The sequence below is a fragment of the Nostoc sp. CCY0012 genome (genome assembly GCF_963920855.1).
Lineage (GTDB): Bacteria > Cyanobacteriota > Cyanobacteriia > Cyanobacteriales > Nostocaceae > Cyanocohniella.
Window position 1 is genome coordinate 62,644 of the sequence record NZ_CAWUDM010000018.1, and the last position, 19,209, is coordinate 81,852.

At 41.3% G+C, this 19,209-nt stretch carries 19 protein-coding genes, 1 tRNA gene and 1 pseudogene; 5 read left to right on the top strand and 16 right to left on the bottom strand.

The window, feature by feature from the left end; translation table 11 throughout:
* Window positions 1-27: 27 nt before the first annotated feature.
* On the bottom strand, window positions 28-825 hold the full coding sequence (locus ACM0OS_RS07410; protein WP_414542540.1) for a 7-carboxy-7-deazaguanine synthase QueE: 798 nt from the start codon (window positions 823-825) through the stop codon (window positions 28-30).
* A gap of 196 nt (window positions 826-1,021) precedes the next feature.
* Here ACM0OS_RS07410 and ACM0OS_RS07415 point away from each other — a divergent pair, with 196 nt between their 5' ends.
* On the top strand, window positions 1,022-2,071 hold the full coding sequence (locus ACM0OS_RS07415) for an anti-sigma factor antagonist (protein ID WP_414542520.1): 1,050 nt from the start codon (window positions 1,022-1,024) through the stop codon (window positions 2,069-2,071).
* A 268-nt stretch (window positions 2,072-2,339) separates the two neighbouring features.
* On the opposite strand, the pseudogene ACM0OS_RS07420 reads toward ACM0OS_RS07415, so the two are convergent.
* Window positions 2,340-2,600: pseudogene (locus ACM0OS_RS07420) on the bottom strand (Txe/YoeB family addiction module toxin).
* On the bottom strand, window positions 2,581-2,832 hold the full coding sequence (locus ACM0OS_RS07425) for a hypothetical protein (protein WP_414542521.1): 252 nt from the start codon (window positions 2,830-2,832) through the stop codon (window positions 2,581-2,583). Before ACM0OS_RS07425 ends, ACM0OS_RS07420 begins: the two are co-directional and overlap by 20 nt.
* A gap of 268 nt (window positions 2,833-3,100) precedes the next feature.
* Between ACM0OS_RS07425 and ACM0OS_RS07430 the strand changes: the two genes are divergently transcribed.
* Entirely contained in the window at window positions 3,101-4,507 is a 1,407-nt protein-coding gene (locus ACM0OS_RS07430) for a hypothetical protein (protein WP_414542522.1), read from the top strand.
* Between the two features lie 53 nt (window positions 4,508-4,560).
* Here the strand turns inward: ACM0OS_RS07430 and ACM0OS_RS07435 are convergent, their stop codons facing one another.
* From ACM0OS_RS07435 to ACM0OS_RS07465, 7 genes are all read right to left on the bottom strand, one after another.
* The gene (locus tag ACM0OS_RS07435) at window positions 4,561-5,970 is read right to left on the bottom strand and encodes a ferredoxin:protochlorophyllide reductase (ATP-dependent) subunit N (protein ID WP_414542523.1); all 1,410 of its coding nucleotides are present in this window, start codon (window positions 5,968-5,970) and stop codon (window positions 4,561-4,563) included.
* A 141-nt stretch (window positions 5,971-6,111) separates the two neighbouring features.
* A complete protein-coding gene (locus tag ACM0OS_RS07440; RefSeq protein ID WP_414542524.1) occupies window positions 6,112-6,870 on the bottom strand; it encodes a DUF5331 domain-containing protein in 759 nt (252 codons plus the stop codon).
* Between the two features lie 30 nt (window positions 6,871-6,900).
* Entirely contained in the window at window positions 6,901-7,767 is an 867-nt protein-coding gene (bchL, locus tag ACM0OS_RS07445; protein WP_414542525.1) for a ferredoxin:protochlorophyllide reductase (ATP-dependent) iron-sulfur ATP-binding protein, read from the bottom strand.
* 608 nt (window positions 7,768-8,375) lie between these two features.
* Window positions 8,376-8,627, bottom strand: a complete 252-nt coding sequence (locus tag ACM0OS_RS07450) for a TIGR02450 family Trp-rich protein (protein ID WP_414542526.1) — start codon at window positions 8,625-8,627, stop codon at window positions 8,376-8,378.
* A gap of 162 nt (window positions 8,628-8,789) precedes the next feature.
* A complete protein-coding gene (locus tag ACM0OS_RS07455; RefSeq protein ID WP_414542527.1) occupies window positions 8,790-9,173 on the bottom strand; it encodes a hypothetical protein in 384 nt (127 codons plus the stop codon).
* Between the two features lie 31 nt (window positions 9,174-9,204).
* A complete protein-coding gene (locus ACM0OS_RS07460; RefSeq protein ID WP_414542528.1) occupies window positions 9,205-10,341 on the bottom strand; it encodes a saccharopine dehydrogenase family protein in 1,137 nt (378 codons plus the stop codon).
* 197 nt (window positions 10,342-10,538) lie between these two features.
* Window positions 10,539-11,168 carry a J domain-containing protein gene (locus ACM0OS_RS07465; protein WP_414542541.1) on the bottom strand — a complete coding sequence of 210 codons (630 nt, stop codon included), beginning with the start codon at window positions 11,166-11,168 and terminating at the stop codon, window positions 10,539-10,541.
* A 30-nt stretch (window positions 11,169-11,198) separates the two neighbouring features.
* On the opposite strand from ACM0OS_RS07465, the gene ACM0OS_RS07470 reads away from it, so the two are divergent.
* The 3 genes from ACM0OS_RS07470 to ACM0OS_RS07480 all read left to right on the top strand — a co-directional run bounded on the left by ACM0OS_RS07470 (window position 11,199) and on the right by ACM0OS_RS07480 (window position 13,117).
* Entirely contained in the window at window positions 11,199-12,296 is a 1,098-nt protein-coding gene (locus ACM0OS_RS07470) for a tocopherol cyclase family protein (RefSeq protein WP_414542529.1), read from the top strand.
* Between the two features lie 33 nt (window positions 12,297-12,329).
* Window positions 12,330-12,403, top strand: a tRNA-Arg gene (locus ACM0OS_RS07475).
* Window positions 12,404-12,589: 186 nt separating this feature from the next.
* Window positions 12,590-13,117: a YdcF family protein gene (locus ACM0OS_RS07480; RefSeq protein WP_414542530.1), complete on the top strand. Its 528-nt coding sequence runs from the start codon at window positions 12,590-12,592 to the stop codon at window positions 13,115-13,117.
* A gap of 160 nt (window positions 13,118-13,277) precedes the next feature.
* On the opposite strand, the gene ACM0OS_RS07485 is transcribed toward ACM0OS_RS07480, so the two are convergent.
* From ACM0OS_RS07485 to plsX, 6 genes are all read right to left on the bottom strand, one after another.
* Entirely contained in the window at window positions 13,278-13,571 is a 294-nt protein-coding gene (locus ACM0OS_RS07485) for a DUF2288 domain-containing protein (protein ID WP_414542531.1), read from the bottom strand.
* Window positions 13,572-13,699: 128 nt separating this feature from the next.
* Window positions 13,700-14,737 (bottom strand): AI-2E family transporter, encoded by a 1,038-nt coding sequence (locus tag ACM0OS_RS07490; protein ID WP_414542532.1) that lies wholly within the window; start codon window positions 14,735-14,737, stop codon window positions 13,700-13,702.
* 360 nt (window positions 14,738-15,097) lie between these two features.
* On the bottom strand, window positions 15,098-15,736 hold the full coding sequence (locus tag ACM0OS_RS07495) for a lysophospholipid acyltransferase family protein (protein ID WP_414542533.1): 639 nt from the start codon (window positions 15,734-15,736) through the stop codon (window positions 15,098-15,100).
* A gap of 139 nt (window positions 15,737-15,875) precedes the next feature.
* Complete coding sequence (fabD, locus tag ACM0OS_RS07500; protein ID WP_414542534.1) at window positions 15,876-16,757, bottom strand: ACP S-malonyltransferase; 882 nt, start codon at window positions 16,755-16,757, stop codon at window positions 15,876-15,878.
* Between the two features lie 139 nt (window positions 16,758-16,896).
* The gene (locus tag ACM0OS_RS07505) at window positions 16,897-17,889 is read right to left on the bottom strand and encodes a beta-ketoacyl-ACP synthase 3 (RefSeq protein ID WP_414542535.1); all 993 of its coding nucleotides are present in this window, start codon (window positions 17,887-17,889) and stop codon (window positions 16,897-16,899) included.
* A gap of 118 nt (window positions 17,890-18,007) precedes the next feature.
* Window positions 18,008-19,033 (bottom strand): phosphate acyltransferase PlsX, encoded by a 1,026-nt coding sequence (plsX, locus tag ACM0OS_RS07510; RefSeq protein WP_414542536.1) that lies wholly within the window; start codon window positions 19,031-19,033, stop codon window positions 18,008-18,010.
* Between the last annotated feature and the right edge of the window lie 176 nt (window positions 19,034-19,209).

Below are 19,209 nucleotides of genomic sequence, written 5' to 3' on the forward strand. Positions count from 1 at the left end.
TGTTACTTGATGACAACTGTCCTGCTTTTATAGTTGATGTAGCATTTTATGGGTTTGAGGTACTACCCGGACATTGGGGATCAACTGCTTCATTAAAGCTTGCCATATCAAAACTTGATCTGGTGTAGGTACAAGAATAGGTGTAGCTGTAAGTTGTTCAGCAGCAGCCAGAGGTGTGACAGGTTGTAAAAATACCGGAATATCGGGACTCACATTGGCTACTACAGCGGCAGCCCGTTGCAATTCAGTCGAGTCTGTATCTTGAGAAATAATGATTTTCACAAAAACATCTAAATGCGAATTGAGACATAATTGTAAAAATTGTTCATGTTCTGACCAATAACTTTCGCCGCTGACACTAGGTAATTTTAAATCCATGCCTACAGAGTCGAGGTAGGGTAAAATCATGGTCAACTGTTCTGGGCGATGTCCACCAGTTTCTAAGTATATAGGTAGATTTGTCAGCGATCGCAGTTGCGGCAAAAATTCCTTTAAGAAAGCTGCATGAAGGAGGGGTTCGCCACCAGTTAAGCTAATGCTATCGTGTAGACAAGGTAGATTTTGCCGTTCAACCCATTCAATCAAAATGGGTAGTGGGACAGGATTCGAGTGGATTTCAAAGTCGCGTAAACCAGGCGATCGCTCTATCCGACAAGTAGCGGGTGCATTCCAAGTGTGGACACTATCGCAAAAGTGGCAGCGCAAATCGCAGAAAGCAAAGCGAATAAAAATTTGACGTGTCCCGACATTTAGTCCTTCCCCTTGAATAGCAGAAAAGACCTCTATCAGGCGTGCGGTAGGTTGAACCTTAGTTTTAGCAGTCATGGGATAATAGCAACGCGATCGCGCTGCGTCGGTACAAAGGCAGGGATGTTTTTTACTTCTTGTTATATTGTGAATCTTCGCTGGCAATCTCTGCTCTTATCTTCATTAACTAACTATTTAGTCTTTATGCTTACTGATTTAAGATGAGGTTAGGTAAATTGCTAGGACAAAATCATTTTTGGCAGCTTAAATTTACATGGCAACGAAAGTGCAGAGCTTCATGACTAGCCAACCCACACAGGTAGACTTTCCAGTTACTTCCTTAACGGAAACAGTAATAGTGCAGGTGCCAGCGCGATTAAGCGTGCTTGAGGCAATAGTCTTTAAGCAGACCTGCCAAAATTTAACTCAAGAAAATACACCTCCCAAACAAATCATTATTGATTTTCACCACACTGCTTTTATGGATAGTAGTGGTTTAGGCGCCCTGGTTAGTAATTACAAAAATGCCCAGGAAAAAGGAATTGCCTTGACTTTGCGGAATGTCACACCTCCGGTCATGGCAGTGCTAAACCTCACAGGATTAGATCAAGTTTTTACCATTGAGTCTAGCAGTGAACCCCTGCCAATAGAATCTCAAGACCTCACAGAAACCCCAAAAACTAATGCTCGTAAAGCCGAGCAACTACCCACCACTCATCCTTCTGTGGCATCCTGGATGAAACGGTTGATAGACATTGTGGGCGCACTCGTCGGTTTGGTAATTACAGGAATTTTATTTATTCCCATTGTAGTTACTATTCAAATAGATGATCCCGGCCCCATTTTCTTTGGTCAAATCCGCTGTGGTTGGATGGGGAAACGTTTTAAGATTTGGAAATTCCGCTCCATGTGTGTGGATGCTGAAGCGAAGAAAGCCTCAGTTAAAAACCAAGTCCAAGGAGCATTTTTCAAGAATGAGAATGATCCTAGAGTAACGAGTGTAGGTCGATTTTTACGGCGCACCAGCTTGGATGAATTGCCGCAATTTTGGAATGTACTCAAAGGAGATATGAGCTTAGTGGGTACTAGACCACCCACGCCTGACGAAGTAGAACGCTATGAAGTACCAGAATGGCAGCGCTTGGATGTTAAACCGGGTATGACTGGTGAATGGCAAGTCAATGGGCGGTCTAAGGTACGCAGTTTTGAGGATGTAATTCGTCTAGATTTGGAGTATCAAAAAAATTGGAGTTTACTATACGATTTGAAATTAATTTTCAAAACTGTAGCTATTTTGTTTCATAAAAATAGTGGTGCTGTTTAGCCAATTACCTTAGTTTCTAATTTGTTGGTACCTTACAATCTTATTTCATCTTTGGCTATACCCAGGCTTTTTGTGAGCTTGGGTATCGCTTTTTAACAGGCTTTCTCTTATTAAAGATTAGACTTCTTGCATAAATATTGTCGCGTTGTTAAGGATGTTATGAAAAGCTCGGTAAAGACAAGGCCGCGCGTTGGGCTGGTTCTTGTAGCAACTGCCGCGCAAAGACGCAAAGGAGAACGCGAAAATTAGGTATTTCGCAAGAGGTGTATTAGTCATAATGATATTTACAAGACAAAATAATTAATAAATCTTCCTCGACTTTGTAAACTAATCTATGTTCATCTGAAATACGTCTTGACCAGTAACCTTGAAATTCATATTTCAATGCTTCTGGTTTACCTATACCTGAAAAAGCATCTCTCTGTATATCTTTAATTAATGCCAATATTTTTTTGAAAATCTTTTTGTCTTCTGTCGCCTATTGAATAAATTCTTCAAAAGCTTCTGGTTCAAATGCAATCTTTTTCATATTCTTCTAAATCAACATATATTAAATTTCCTTTTTCTACGTTTTCTAAAGCTTTGAGTAAATGTTGTTTGTTAGCTTCTGATTTTAGAAGATAGGTAGTTTCATCTTCTTCAGTAGGTGCTTCTACTAGCACAATCACTTCTACTACGGCACCTTCTGGTAATTCTGTTGTAGACAGTTCAATTTTGCCATCTTTACCTACAATCGTTTTTTGTTTGATTCCACTAAGCATAATTACTATTAGCTCTCATATTTTCTTTAATTTCACTATATCTGATTCGTTTGGTGTTTGAGCCGCTCTTTTTAACTAACCGCCAAGTCGCCCGCGCGCAGCGATGCCTGTAAGGGCTGTAGAACGCCAAGCAAGAATGTTAGTTGATTAGACATAATCAGATTTTAACTGGGAATACTTAGTAAAGCGCTGGTATTTGCTGCTTATATTCAATGCAGCTTGTTTTTAGACACCGCGATGTTGGGAATTTACCAAATAGGAAAAAATTATGAGTTTAGCCGTTACAGCAACATTTATGCTTGCAGATTGGGTTGTCAAAGGCTTGGCAGATGGAACTTTTGAAAGAGTTGGCGGTGTCATTCGGGAAGTAGGAACCAAACAAGTCGTTACATGGTTACGTGAATATGGATCAAATAGTTCAGTACTAATGCCAAATGGTTCACCTAAGAATTTACTCAATCTTATAGTTTCAGGAGCAAATTTAATTACTTCAGGAGCTAATACTGTTGTTACAACAAAAGGATTTGCCGATGTCAATCAACGTTTGGGGGGAATTGAACAAGTAAATTTAGGAAATATTGCTGTATCCGGGGCAAATTTAGTTGCAACAGTTGCTAATGCAGCTTTTACAGGAAAAGGATTAGCTGATGTTAATGAGCATCTAGGTAGTATTGAAACTCAGCTGGGGGAAATTGGGCAAAATTTTATCTCTAATCAAGGAATAATGCAGATAAATACTGCTGCCAGTGTATTGAATCTTGGTATCTCAGTGATGGGTTTTGCTGTAATTTCACAACATATTCAGGAAATAGAAAAACAGCTACAACAAGCACAGGAGTTGCTAAATAAAATTAACCGCAAAATAGACCTTAGTTTTTATGCGAACTTCCATGCTGGTATCGAATTAGCGCTCAATGCTTTCACTATGACTAAATGTGAAAATCGTAGAAGTAGTGCCTTACAAGCTATTAATCGCTTCTTAGAAGCAGAACACATTTACAAAGATTTAACAGTTAATGAACTTTCCCAAAAAAGTCCAATTATTGACAAATATATTCTGACTTTATCTTTAGCGTATATTGCAGAAGCACGTTGTCATTTAGAACTAGAAGAACATGAAACCGCAATTCGTCGTTTTCAGGAAGGAGCAAAATTTATCAGATTGCTGCTGAATAAATATATTGAACTTATGTTGACTTCTAATCCAGCCGCATACTTACATCCTCAATTTAAAGGTCACATTGATTTACATAGACTAACCAAAATTTACCAATGGATTAATCCAAATTTAAATGAAAATATAGTTTTTGAGATGCAACGCGAGAATATGTTAAAACTATTTCAAAATCAGGATCAATGGCTTTCATCCCTACCACCAGCAATTGTAGATCGTGGTGAAATTAAATGGGGATTATTTGGAGGAAATCCCACTCCATTAACAGGCAGATTTGAAAAAGAAGCTTATAAACGTCTTCCTCAAGTATTTGAAATTATGGAATCGATGATTGAAACTAATCGCCGATTTGAATCTTACCAAACAGAAATCCACGCGATCGCCCAACTAGGAATCAGTTTCCACGACTGGCTAAAACTCACACCATCTACAGAAAGTCAACCAGACGGAGCCGAACTAATGTATATAATTCCCTCCCAGCCTCTTAACTTATCCATTTGAATAAAAAAAGGCGAACACTTGTTCGCCCAATATTGCCGAAAAAAACCTAAAAACTAAATCTTTGCTTCTTCCCTAACCAACTTATCCCAACCCAAATCCTTCAAATTATTATTCCGACGTAGCGGACGAGTCACCAACTCTAAAATGTCACGCGCATTAGTAAAACCGTGAATTTGAGCAAAAGTGAACTCCACCGACCACTTAGTATTTATTCCTCGTGCTTCCAATGGATTAGCATGAGCCATACCAGTAATTACCAAATCTGGCTTCGATTCATAAATCCGTTGCAGTTGATTGTAATTATCCGGCTTCTCCACAATCTTCGGCAGAGGTACACCCATTTCGTGACAAGTCTTTTCTAACAGCGCCAACTCAGCAGCTTGATAGCGCTTATCCATGTAGGGAATGCCGATTTCTTGAACTATCATTCCACAGCGTACCAAGAACCGCGCTTGGGAGATTTCCAACAAGTTATCACCCATGAAGAATACAGACTTGCCGCGAATCAGTTTCACATACTCTTCTAAACCTTCCCAAATTTGCGCCTCACGCTCATCCAATCCTTTGGGAGTAATGCCAAACACAGAGCAGATTTTTTCAATCCAAGCGCGAGTACCATCAGGGCCAATGGGGAAAGGTGCGCCAATGAGTTTACACTTGCGGCGACGCATTAAAGTAGTTGCAGTGCGGCTGAGGAAAGGGTTAACACCAGCAACATAATATCCTTCTTCAATCACTGGCAGTTCGGTGAAGCGCTTTGCAGGTAACCAACCAGAAACTTTGACGCCGTGTTTTTTCAATTCCAAGGTTAACTGCGTAACAACAGGATCAGGTAAAGAACCGAAGAGAACCAGGGGTGGATGATCTATATACTCAGATTCATCTTGTACAACTTCTTCTTTCTTTTTACCAAAGTTGAGCAGCTTTTGAATAGCATTGCGATCGCTCTTCTCTGTTTCTGTTTCTGCCGCAGGGGCATGGGTAGGACAACGATTAGCCATTGCAGCCAAAACGGTATCTTCACCCTGGGTAAAGGCGTAATCTAGACCATTTGCGCGGGCAACAACGATGGGTATACCAATATCTGATTCCAGCTTTGGTGCTAAACCTTCCAAGTCAGTTTTAATAATTTCGGTGGTGCAAGTACCAATCCAGACGATAACACTAGGGTTGCGATCGCGCTTAATTTGTAGACACAACCGCTTTAATTCATCATAATCATTCAACTGTGCCGAAATATCTCCCTCTTCCAACTCTGCCATTGCATAGCGAGGTTCAGCAAAAATCATTACCCCCATCGCGTTTTGCAGGAAGTACCCGCAAGTCTTGGTGCCAATCACCAAAAAGAAGCTATCTTCGATTTTTTGGTATAACCACGCCACGCAGCTAATGGGGCAAAATGTGTGGTAATTACCAGTTTCACACTCAAAGTTTAAAGCTTCTGGTTGTTGAGCGATAGTCATTTTAATTTTTCTCCCCTTGTTATTTAACGGCAGGTGAATATAGGGCAGGCATCAGGGGGAGATCATTTACCCCCTGAGTACCGTAGTTTGTGGCACATGTCACCGGTCAGCAATCCCTACATTCAACAGGAACGGCAATCATTAAGCATTGGGGAAGAGACGAGCAATCTCTGATTCATCAAAAACTCCAGACGGCAGTTCTTCCCCTAAAAAATCGTTATTTTCTTCACTCTTTTGCAATGCGGTTTCATCGCCCCAGACATCTGACAATACGTCACGAAACGCATTTTCGTCAGGTGTATTCAGATCATCAAGCATTTGCTCATCCAGCTTTTCCTCGATGGCAATTGGTGCTTCAAAGGAAATCTCACCAAAATCGTCTACTTCGGAACTAGGCTGTTGGTGCGATTCATCGTTGGCGTGACCATTAGATGAGGAAATGTCACCCAGTCCATTTTGGCTTTCTTGGGATGCGCCCAATACTAGGGTTTGCAGATCAGAATCCATCCCAAAGCCATTGGTGTGAGAAATCGCCAAAGTTTCATCTTCGGAGTTTTCATCCATGCCCACGGCTGACTCGTATTCATTAATCTCTTCTGTTTCTACTGGAGGAATGAAACGGTTACCAAGAGCAATGTCTGGGTCAAAATGCAAATCCAGCACTTCAATCAAGGTATCGGCGTCAGGATTTAATCTGGAAAAAGGCATCATTAACTGCGCTAACTTAGGTTCCAGCGCGTTGACAACGCCCAGGATGAGGTATGAAGGTGGTCGCTTCCCGCCGTCCGGGGTGTACACTGATTCCGATTTCATGTGCAGCGTAATCCATTCACGGTTGGCCTGGAAAAACTGCAACCACTTCTGTCTTATTGAATCTGTAAAGCTATTAAAGAAAGCCATATTGCTCCTCATCCCGAAAACTAGATGATGTTATACAATCATCAAGTCTAGTTCCTCTTCCGAATTAGGAACCTGGGGTTTACCCGGATTTAGATAAAAATCGGACAACAAAGAGAACAATTCACGATCTGGTGAGTCATTTGGCACTACTCCTTCAGGACGTGCCAAAATTTGGTCAGCAATGTTGAGATAATAATCACAAACGTAGCTCAGAGATGGGTCAGACTCAGCCATCTCAAACAAAGTTTTACCCTTGACGCGGGAAACACGGATGTCTTCAATTAAAGGTAAGACTTCCAAAACTGGCATGGGGACTGCTTCTATGTATTTGTCGATCAAGTCGCGCTTAGAAGTACGGTTGCCAATTAAACCAGCGAGACGCAGTGGGTGAGTCCGAGCTTTTTCCCGCACTGATGCAGCAATTCGATTGGCAGCAAACAAAGCATCAAAGCCATTGTCAGTCACAATCATGCAGTAATCTGCATAGTTGAGTGGTGCTGCAAAACCACCACAAACAACGTCACCGAGTACGTCAAACAAAATAACGTCGTACTCATCAAAGGCGTTAAGCTCTTTCAGTAATTTTACTGTTTCGCCAACTACGTAGCCGCCACATCCGGCACCCGCAGGTGGCCCACCAGCTTCTACGCAATCTACGCCACCAAAGCCTTTGTAAATTACGTCTTCTGGCCAAACGTCTTCGTAGTGGTAGTCCTTTTCTTGAAGAGTATCAATAATTGTGGGAATTAAAAACCCAGTGAGTGTGAAGGTGCTGTCATGTTTGGGGTCACAACCAATTTGCAAGACTTTTTTGCCGCGTTTGGCTAGGGCGACGGAGATATTACAGCTAGTTGTGGATTTACCAATACCACCTTTTCCGTAAACTGCTAGTTTCACTGTTGTTTGCCTCTTATAGTTCTTTGTCAAACTCGTGGATCAAGCTTTTGCCTTCACCTAACCTTCTATGGCGATGTGCGAAGTCTGTGATTGTCATTATTGTCGAAATTACATAGAAAAGAAAGGGGGTTTAAATATGAAAAATGTATAAATTAGCAAATTTAAAGATTATTTTTACAATTGAGTAGAAAAATATAGCTAAAAAGCATAAATATGAATAAATAAACCTCAAAAACTTTATTTATACACTTTTTATATAAAAAAAGTTACAAAAGACAAAAATGCCGTATGTACTTTTGTATATGGTTTTGGTCAATGTAAATTACTTTTAGCCACCCTAATACCAAGGTAAATGGGCTACCTTGCAGATGCGAGACACAGAATAGTACTGCAATATGTCAATATAATGACCCTAATAAATAACTGAAAAGCTTATTATGTAAGCATTTTGGCTTTTTAATGCCGCTTTGCAGTGATAGCCATACAATGCCGAATCTACTATTGTAAATTTCTACAACAGATGTATGAAAAGATGTAATTCACTGCCAAAACTATTTCAGGGTTTGAATTTCAGACTTTAGTAATTCGTTTGTAATAAATTATTAAATTTACCCATCAGATGTTTGTGCTTCGATTTCTTGTAATGATTGCCAGCCAGCTTGCCACTGGGAGTTATCTTGTAATAACTTGGCATTGAGCCAAAAGCGAACATTAGGGTCACAAGCAGCAACCATTTCGGCATAAACCCATTTACTCTGATTTTTCCGATTCACAACTTGGAAATGTCTCCAACCGTCTATTTTTATTTGGGCTGTCCACTTAGAACCAACCAAATAAGGGAATTTCTGTTTTTTAGGCATAGGACATGAGGCATGGGGCATGATTGAACGCCCACATTAAATCTGACTTTCTCATTACAAATTAGTACAGCCTGGGTCATAGCTGTGCTGACAGCGTTCATGCAGTCTTTGCCAAAGGCATATAGCTCATCTTGACGCGTTGCTTTCCCAGAAAAGGCGTAATTAAGAATTAGTATAACTTAAGACTAAATCACCATTACGTGTATACTTATGGCAATATAATTTACCATCTTGCTCAATACATAACGAAAACCATCGGATATGGCTCCAACAGGTGTTGATATTGTTGGTAATTTTACGTTTTTTTCTGTATAAACGTTGTTGTACAGATTCGTTAGGGCAAAGAATTTCTAATGTGCCTGTACCATCTTCATAATTTTCAATGCGAAATAGACAGTCTTGCAACATAGCACGACTGCTACTGTCAAAAAATCGCTTAAAGCGCTGCAACTTTTCTCCTTCAGTCATTTCGCTGATGCGCTTTACTTTCAAGATTTCTTCATCTTCAAAGTCCAAGTCATCATCAAAGTCATCGGGGTCAATCATTTTTAGTATTCGCTATATAGAGTTAGGTAAATCAAATTTTGTCTGCATGTAGGGATGGTTTTGACAACCAATCGTGATTGATTTCAATTCCTCGGCTGTGCATAGCTTGGATAAATAAATCTGTGGGTAGTACTTCCTCGACAGGTGCAACGCCTGGTTTTTTGAGTTTGCCTTCTAATAAGAGTTGGGCAATGCTACCTGTACCACAACCAGAAGCTACTGCTGTATTTTCATGTATTAAAGTTGAACAATAAACGGCTGTTGCACCATTTTTTTTCCCTGTCACTTCTGAACGGACTGCTACGCCAATACCACTGAAATTGTTGGTAACATCTGTCATCGAATGACTAACACGAGACAAAAATTCAATCATGTAACGACGTTGCATTAACCATTTGGGAAAAATATGTGCGGCCATCCAAGTTAAGTGATTATAAAAATCGGGGATGGAACCAAACTTAGTAATTACAGTTTGAACTGAAGGAAAAGTATGGGGCATGGTAAAAGTTTCTGGCATATCAAACCAGTAAACTCCACTTTGTCTATAAGGAGAAGGAAAATCAACAATTTCTCTTTCACTGTAAGGCTTGACTATCTGCCATTTGCCATCTATCAAAGCTTCAAAAGGACGTTGTAATCCTAAAAAAGTTGTCCGCATGACTGTAACGCCAGCACCACCAGAACCTGATACTAAATAACTGAGATGGATTTTTTCTGGTTGATCAAGTTGCTCGACGCACTGACGTACCATGCTGTTAGAAATTCCCGGAAAAATGCCAGTATTAATAATTGCTGTGATCCCAGCCGCCACTGCTTGTTTTTGATAATTTAGAGCTTTGCTGGTATAAGAACGGTGGTCACTGACATCTAGATAGTTAACGCCTTGTTCTATGCAGATTTGGAGAACATTGGTATCTCGGTAGTGAAATGGCCCAGCACAGTGGATGACTAAATTAGAGTTAGCGATCGCCTCTCTTAATTTATCAATTTCTGCCAAGTCCAACATTAAAAACTGTACTTGCTCACCCAAAGAGGCGCTGACACTCCTACCTATCTCTGGGGAACGTCCAGTGATGGTAATTTGTGCCTGGGTATGGGTAGCTAGATCCTGGGCAACACTGCTCCCAATGCGCCCTCTTCCACCAAGTATTAAAACGCGGTCTGTCATTACTCCAGTATAGGCAACACCATTTTTATTTCATCAGGTTTTTGTCATAGTTGCCATCGGTTACAAGTATGACTTGCCTATCAATTCAAATACGGCGGGAAAATTTAGGTAAGTTTTGGTTTGTTAATTCATTCCATAGGAGGATGCCAACGGCGCATTACCCAACGCCTGTGATCAAAGATTATTAGTGGATTGTTTTAGCAAAAAATTCCTTTTATTTTCAAGAAGTTTTTAATTTTTCGACACCATGTTTTGAGAAAGAATCTAGGTTTTGATCGGTATACCCGACTGGAGGTTGGCGATGCTGAAGTTCTAATAGTTCTCCCGCCATGTTCTAACTCTTCAGCTTTTCTTAAATCAGAACTAGCTCGATATTCGTATCCCAATTGAGAACAGACAAAACCCCGATATTTGTAGGCTTCAACGTAGCGAGGATTGAGACGAATAGCTCTGGTAAAATCTGCGATCGCTTCTTCATATCTGCCACCTGAAGCATTCTCAACTCCCAAATTATAAAAAGTTTCTGCATCCCAACGATTAACGGATATATTGACTTGAGTTGGGGAAGTGTGACTTGGGGAAGTAGAACTGGGAGGAGATGAGTTTGTAGTTTCAGCAGTTGGCTGTTCAGACTTCAATTTGTTGTAAGCTACATTAATCTCTTTAATTTTTTCCTCTGCTTGCTGTTTTTGTTGCGGATCAGCAAAGCGATCGGGATGCCAAATTTTTACCAGCTTACGGTAAGCTTGCTTTACCTGTCCCTGGGATGCACCAGGTTTTAGTCCTAAAATTTCATAAGCATGATTGATATCGAGGTAATCGCGCATACTGTAAGCAATAGGCAACTATATACATCTATGTTAACTATTCCCGTAAATTTTCTTCAGTTCCAACAAACTCCACATAGCGGATACCATTGGGATGGCAGTAGTCGCCGCTTCTTTGAAGGTTGGTATTATCGCGTAACTTTGCCTGAATGTGGACAAACCTTCGCCTTTATGTACTCTATCGAAGACCCCATTGGTGGTCAATCTTATAGCGGTGGTGCAGCCCAAGTTTTAGGGCCAAATGATGAATATATCTGCCGTACCTTTCCTGATGTCAACAAATTTTGGGGTAGTAGCGATCGCTTAGGATTAGGTCATTGGGGCAAAACTGACCTCAACACCCAGCCTTTGTATCTCCTTCCCGCAGAATTTGAACGCTACGTTCAAGAAGGTTATCAAGCTACAGCCACCTTAAATCAAGGCGAGATTCGTGACCCAGCTACGGGTAATTATTGCCGTTGGCTGTATGAAATTCAGCCAGTATACTACTGGGGTAATCAAAATAGCATTCAGCAATCAACCGCTGGGTGGTTGTCTTTTTTACAGATTTTTGAACCTGGATGGCAAATTTTGATGGCGCATGGCTGGGCCAGTGGCTGGATTGATTGGAATGGGAAAATTTACGAATTTACCAATGTTCCAGCTTACGGAGAGAAAAACTGGGGTGGTGCTTTTCCCCAAAAATGGTTTTGGATAAATTGTAATAGCTTTGATAATGAACCCGATTTGGCATTAACGGCTGGTGGTGGTAAGCGTGGTGTGTTGTGGTGGATGGAATCTGTAGCCATGATTGGCTTGCATTATCAAGGCAAGTTTTATGAATTTGTTCCCTGGAGTGCCAAAGTAGAATGGGATATTCAGCCTTGGGGTAGATGGCAAATGCGCGCCAGAAACTTAGATTATGAGATTGAATTGACAGGAACTACGCCTTTACCTGGTACGCCTCTACGCGCGCCCACAGCAAATGGTTTAGTCTTCTGTTGTCGGGATACGATGCAAGGCAAACTAGATTTAGAGTTACGAAAATTAAATTGCACAACATCTCAAACAATCCTCAAAGCACACAGCGATCTTTGTGGTTTAGAAGTAGGCGGTGGTTCTTGGGATAATTCTTGGCACCATAGTTAAAACTGTTGCTATGATAGAATGTGCCTTATTATTGGGGCTGTAGCTCAGTTGGATAGAGCGGTCGCCTCCTAAGCGACAGGCCGTGCGTTCGAGCCGCACCAGTCCCGTCTTCAGAAAAAAAAATTTAATTAAGAGCATTTCTATAAAAAATTTGTTCAAATTAAGGTAGATTTTGAATAAATCTGCTAACCTACATAGTTGTTTATCTTTTTTCATAGAAAATCTCGGACTCAGCGGACCTCATCTATAGAGCCTTGAAGAATATATTGTTTACAGGTCACTCATTTCGGTTTATGATTTTTGCCCTACCACTGCTGATGTGGTTGGGATACCAAGAATCGCAAAACGAGCGTGTGCAACCCCAAGCAGTATTAGTCTTGGGTGGTTCTACGTCACATTTAGAAAGAGAGAAATTTACAGCCGATTTTGCGCGTGAGCATCCAAATTTACCAATTTGGATTTCGGGTGGTAGCCCACCTAAATCTACTCAAGATGTGTTTGCTAAGGCTGGAGTGGATACCAAACGATTACATTTGGATTATGAAGCAGTTGATACTGTGACCAACTTCACTAGTTTGGTAGATGATTTGCAAGCTCGCGGCATTAAAAGTATTTATTTGGTGACGTCAGAGTTTCATATGCGCCGCGCTCGCGTGGTTGGTGAGATAGTTTTGGGTAGTCGGGGTATTTATTTTAAACCTGTACCAGTACCTTCAAACAACGCCCATGAACCTGTGGAGAAGTCTATCCGTGATGGAGCGAGAGCCTTACTTTGGGTAGCTACTGGTTACACGGGTGCAGAACAGAGTAGAAATAGATAAGAGACTGGTACTGCTGCGAGGAAAGTGAAAAAGCAGGGGGGTAGGGGGCAGGGGAGAAAAACCACACACAATTCCACTCCGCTTTAAACCTTATCTTTTGGTAAAATTCACAAGTCAAAATTGCCTAACAGAGACGACCCCTTGGCCGTCTCTTATTATCTTAAGCTGCCATTTCTTGCACTAAGACATAGGGTTGGAGGATGAGTGTGTGAAATTTTTTAGTGCGATCGCTATTCCAGTTTCCCACTTGTGTGTTTGAAGGTTTAACCATTAATTGCTGATCTATCCATTGTTGCACAGATGAAATATTATCACTAGCGATCGCTACTCCTACATCAAGCAAGTCTAGGTCTGATGCTACTACAATCACTGCGTCCCTTTGCACATGAGGAATTAGCCACTCCCACGCAGCTTCATCTAGATTGGTGCTTAGTTCTGTTCTTAAATCCGACATGATTACTCATCTTGATTCGTCTAGGGCCGATTTTACCACTTAGATAAATTTCTCAGGACTATTGTCTGCTGCGGTTGTGTATTGAGATTTTCATAGCGAAGCAGGGCATACACAAAGAAATAGATATGCTAAACTTCGGCTTTCATTTCATCAATCTCAAACAAAGAGACAATTACTCCAGTAATGGGAATAGAGATAAAGATTCCTAGTAAGCCTGCTACTCTCGCACCAATTAATAAAGCAAAAAATACTACCACAGGATTAAGATTGAGCGCACCTTGCATAATTCGCGGTGCTAATAAGTTATCTTGAATTTGTTGGAGGATGATACAGGCCGCTAATACTTTTAAGGCTAACCAGACATTTTGCGATAACACAATCAATGTGACTACACCCACGCCTAATGTGGCTCCTATGCCTGGAATGATATCGAGTATTCCCGCTATTAAAGACAATAGTAATGTAAAAGGTACTCTTAATATTGAGAAAACGAGGAAAGTAGAACTTGTGAGAAATAACGTTAATAATAGCTGTCCTCGAAAAAATCCTAAAAAGTTGCGTCTAATTATATGAGTAAATTTACTACGTCGTTGTTGGGGAACTATTTTAATGAGTAGATGCCAAAGTTTTTCGCCATCTAAAAGCATAAAAAAGGCTACAACTGCAATTAATATAAAAGTTACAAAATTAGTTAGCATTTGTTGTAATATAGCTAAAACAGTTACTAAAGTTGCGATAGCTTGATTTCGTAACTGTTCTTCAATCAAAGTCAAATCTATCTGTAAATTTCGGTTACGAAGTAACTCTTCAATTCTTTCCAATACAGGAATGAAAGAGCTTAAAAATACGGAAATACTATCGATTAATTGTTGTCCTTGAGATATTACCGCTAAACTTATGGTGATTATTAAACTACCAATAATAACTATACTAATTAAGAAAACTACAATCACTGCTATGCTGTGAGGAACAAAATGCCGCAGCCATTCTACAGGATAGCTGAGTAAGAAAGCTAAAATAGCAGCGAATGTGAAAATAACTATCACTGCTTCAAAGTAAGCTAAAAGCTGTGTAATTGCCCAACCGGAAGCTACCAATAGTAGAAAGCGGACTAATGCGGAATTATTCAATCTATCCCAAACATTTTTAGCTTTAAAGCCGCTCATATTAATTTTTAATTGTTAATTAAAAGAATCAAAAAAACCTGACAACATCAGGTTTCCATACTTTACCTTAGTAATAAAACTAGGTGTTATTTACTAATTTGGTATCTTATACTTTTGAAGTAAGTCGGCGAGAAAAAATCAAACTATGTTAAGCAATGTAAAATAATTACAATTAATTTCGTAGTCAGCGGCTCTAGCCATGATTTGAGGACTAAAGTCCTCACTACAAACCTTTAATTATTTACGCCGTCCTACTTACAGGGAGAATAGGTTTGAACTAACTAGAGCAGGTAAACATCAAGTCTAACTTTCAGCATACAAAAACCAAGTGGCGATCGCTACCCTCCTAAAGTATATTTTTCAACGCCCTAAATCATGCATTTGATTAATTGTTGTCGCACATTGTTGTGTCACAGCCTGCAATTTTTCCTTATTTGTAGAACTAGGAGGGTCAATTAATTGACCAATTCTCACAGTTAAGGGAACTGCATGAGGTATAGCCGAGCCTTTTTGTAATATTTTCTCAGAACCCCATATACTCACTGGCAATAATGGCACTTTTGCCTTGGCTGCCAACAGTGCTGCACCCCTTTTAGGATCTTTTATCCTACCATCTGGGGTGCGCGTACCTTCTAAGAACACACCTACAGCCCAACCATTTTCCATACACTCCAGGGCTGAACGAATAGTATTGCGATCGGCACTACCCCGACTTACTGGGTAAGCACCATATAATTTAATTGCTTGTGCCAAAACTGGGACTTCAAATAACTCTTCTTTCGCCATGTATGCCACAGGACGACGTACACAACTAGAGACTATCGGCGGATCAAAGTAACTTGCATGATTACTCACTACCACCAAAGGCTGTGATTGCGGGACATTTTCGACCCCATAAATTCGCCCCCGAAAGTATGTATGAAACATAGGACTGACAATCGACCACTTAAAAGCGCGGTAGAGTGTCAGACTAATTATAGGTTCGCGGCTTTTAGTCATAGGGGGATTGGGAGATGGGGAACTGGGGCCCCTCTGGGAATCAGGGGCAAATGGGGAACTCGGGGCCCCCTCTGGAAATCAGGAGTAATGGGTATTGGGAATAATTTACTATGTTCCTTTATTCCCTAGTCCCTATTCTCTATTCTGGCAATTCAGCAGCATTACGGATGTTTTTTAAGGTTAAGTCTGGACTGGTACGTTTAATTAAATTAGTTAGCACATTACCAGGGCCAATTTCTACTACTTGTTCAATGCCATGTGTGGGTAATTGCAGAGAAATTTCTCGCCAGCGGACGGAACCTGTCATTTGTTGGCTGAGGCGCTGTTTGATAATTTTGGCATCAGTAGATGGCAACGGATCTACATTGGATAATACTGGTATCACAGCTGGCTGAAATTCTATTGATTCGAGAATGTCTTGGAATTCCGCAGAAGCCGCCGCCATAAAGGGGGAATGAAATGCACCAGAGGTTTTTAAGGGTATAGCACGTTTGGCCTTAACTTGAGACATGACAGATCTTACCGCTTCAGGAGTACCAGAGATAACTACCTGAGCCGGACTGTTATCATTTGCCAACACTGCATCTGGTGTCTGTCCCAAAACTGTTTCTAACTGTTCACTATCAAAGTTCATCAAAGCCGCCATCATTCCGCCTGCTGCACTATCCATCAGTTCAGCACGACGCTTGACTAGATGTAACCCAGCCGACCATTCAAAGACACCTGCAATGTAAAGGGCAATATATTCACCCAAGCTGTGACCAGCAACTATATCTGGTTTGTGTCCCCGTTCCCGGCACAAGTCGGCTAAAATGCTTTCCACTACATACAGACTGGGCTGTGTATACAGCGTCTGTGATAATTTTTCTTCTGCGTTTTGACATAATTCTGTTACCGACCAGCCTAAAATTGCTTCGGCTTGGGCAAATTTGTCTTTAGCGGTAGGTATATCTAATAAATCTATTCCCATTCCTATGGCTTGAGAACCTTGTCCGGGAAACACCCATGCAGTTTTAGTCATTGGTCATTTGTCATTGTGAAAGACGGAAGTGGGGAGTGGGGAGTGGGGAGTAGGGATAAATCAATTTGAAAGTCACAATGAATCGTTTTTGACTTTTGACTTTTAACTTTTGAATTTCCCAAAAGGGGTTTCCCAGTCCCTAACGGCCCCATTGAAAGATGGCTGCGCCCCAAGTTAACCCAGCACCAAAGCCAGATGCGGCAATAATTTCGTGAGGTTTGATTTTGCCTTGTCTCACGGCTTCATCTAACGCTAGAGGAATGGAGGCGGCGGAGGTATTACCATAATTGGCAAGATTACTAATAACTTTGTGGTCTGGAATATTTAAGCGTTGGGCAACGGCATCGAGAATCCGTTGGTTGGCTTGATGCAATAGTAACCAATCTACTTGATCAACACTGAGGTTAGCTTGAAATAAGGCTTTATCAATAATTTCTGGGACTTTTTGTACGGCGAAGCGGTATACTTCTTGACCGTTCATGGTGATGGGCTGGTATGTACCTTTGGTGATTTCTACGCCGGGGATGATTTCTTGGGCTGCACCCGTATAAGACAAATTAAGAGAATTATTTTGTGTGCCGTCACTTTTGATGGCAAATCCTAACAAGCGATCGCTTTTATTTGCTTGTAAAACTACCGCCCCAGCACCATCACCAAACAATATGCAAGTACGTCGGTCTTGCCAATCTACCCAGCGAGAGAGGATATCCGCTCCTATCAGCAGTACATTTTGGAATACTCCTGTTCTAATGTATTGGGCTGCGGTTACTAACCCAAACACAAAACCAGAGCAGGCTGCTGTTAAATCAAACGCTACAGCTTTAGTTGCTCCTAACTCTGCTTGAACTTGACAAGCACTACCAAATAAATCATCAGGGGTGGATGTCGCTAATAAAATTAAATCCAGGTCAGTTGCTTTAATGCCAGCAGCTGCGATCGCCTGACTACCAGCATCAGATGCCAGTGTTTTTAAAGACTCCGATGGCAGTGCTAAACACCGTTGACGAATACCCGTTCTTGTGGTAATCCACTCATCTGAAGTTTCTACTAGTTCAGTGAGTGCCTGGTTATCGAGATAAGTTTTTGGTACTGCCGAACCGCTGCCGGTAAATGCTATGCCTAAATTTTCCACTCCTAGTCTCCCAAGCTATCAGCTTTTAGTCATTGGTCATTAGTCATCAGCCATTAGTCATGTTCCCTTGACCAATGACTTTTCTCCAGCTATTGATCGCTAGTTTTGTGGCTAATTGCTAACCGCTTTCTTGCTGTAGGACTTCGTATTGGGACTTGAGTCTTTGCAGTACCTGATTATCTACAGCTTCTTTAGCCATGCGAATTGCATTAAAAATAGAGGGAGCTTGAGAGCTACCGTGACCAATAAAACAAACTCCGGCAACGCCTAAAAGCAATGCACCACCATGTTCTGCGTGATCCATGCGTTGCTTAACGCGTTTGAGGTTAGGTTTTAAAATTGCCGTACCAATTTGACCGTGCAATCCTTGGGGTAATTCTTCCCGTAAGATTTGCAAAATCACTTCGCCGACTGCTTCGGCAAATTTTAATAACACATTGCCCACAAAACCATCGCAGACAATCACATCAAATTCACCAGAAAGGACATCACGCCCTTCAGCATTTCCAATAAAATTAATTTGGGAATTTTCCCGTAGCAGTTGGTGGGCGCGCAGAGCTATTTCATTCCCCTTAGTGTCTTCTTCGCCAATATTCAACAAACCTACTTTGGGTTTGCTTGTACCCAAAACATACTGGCTATAAGTTGACCCCATCACAGCAAACTGCTCTAAAAACTTAGGGCGACAGTCTACATTCGCGCCGACATCAAGTATTAGTACTGGTTTGCCAGCCTTGATGGTGGGAAAAACCGTGCCAATAGCTGGGCGGTCAATTCCTGATAATCTTCCTAAGCGGAGCAACGCTGATGCCATAGCTGCCCCTGAGTGTCCCGCAGAAAACACAGCGTCTGCTTGCTGCTGCTTCACCAAATCCATCGCCACATTGATTGAAGCCTTGCGTTTGCGTCTAACTGCATTCAAAGGCTCCTCATCCATTGCGATCGCTTCCTCAGCAGGAACGATCTCCACCTGCGCCAAGTTAGTTTTTGGCGGCAAGGCATCTGCAATTTGTTGGGGATCACCAACCAATAAGACTTTCACACCCAATTCTTCACTTGCGCGCAGTGCGCCAGCAACGATTTCACCGGGTGCATGATCCCCTCCCATTGCGTCAATTGCTATCCGTACGCAAGTCGATCCCATTGCTTAGAGCTACTAGAAACCTTACAAATTTTACCAGATGGCTTTGCTTAAAAACCGGAAGTTTTTGACTACCGTATTACTCTTGTCACTATTGCAACAAGTTTTAGCAGCAAGCTCAAGATAGCACGAATTGTCAGGGAATGGGAGAAGAGGCAGGGGGGCAGGGGGATGGGGGG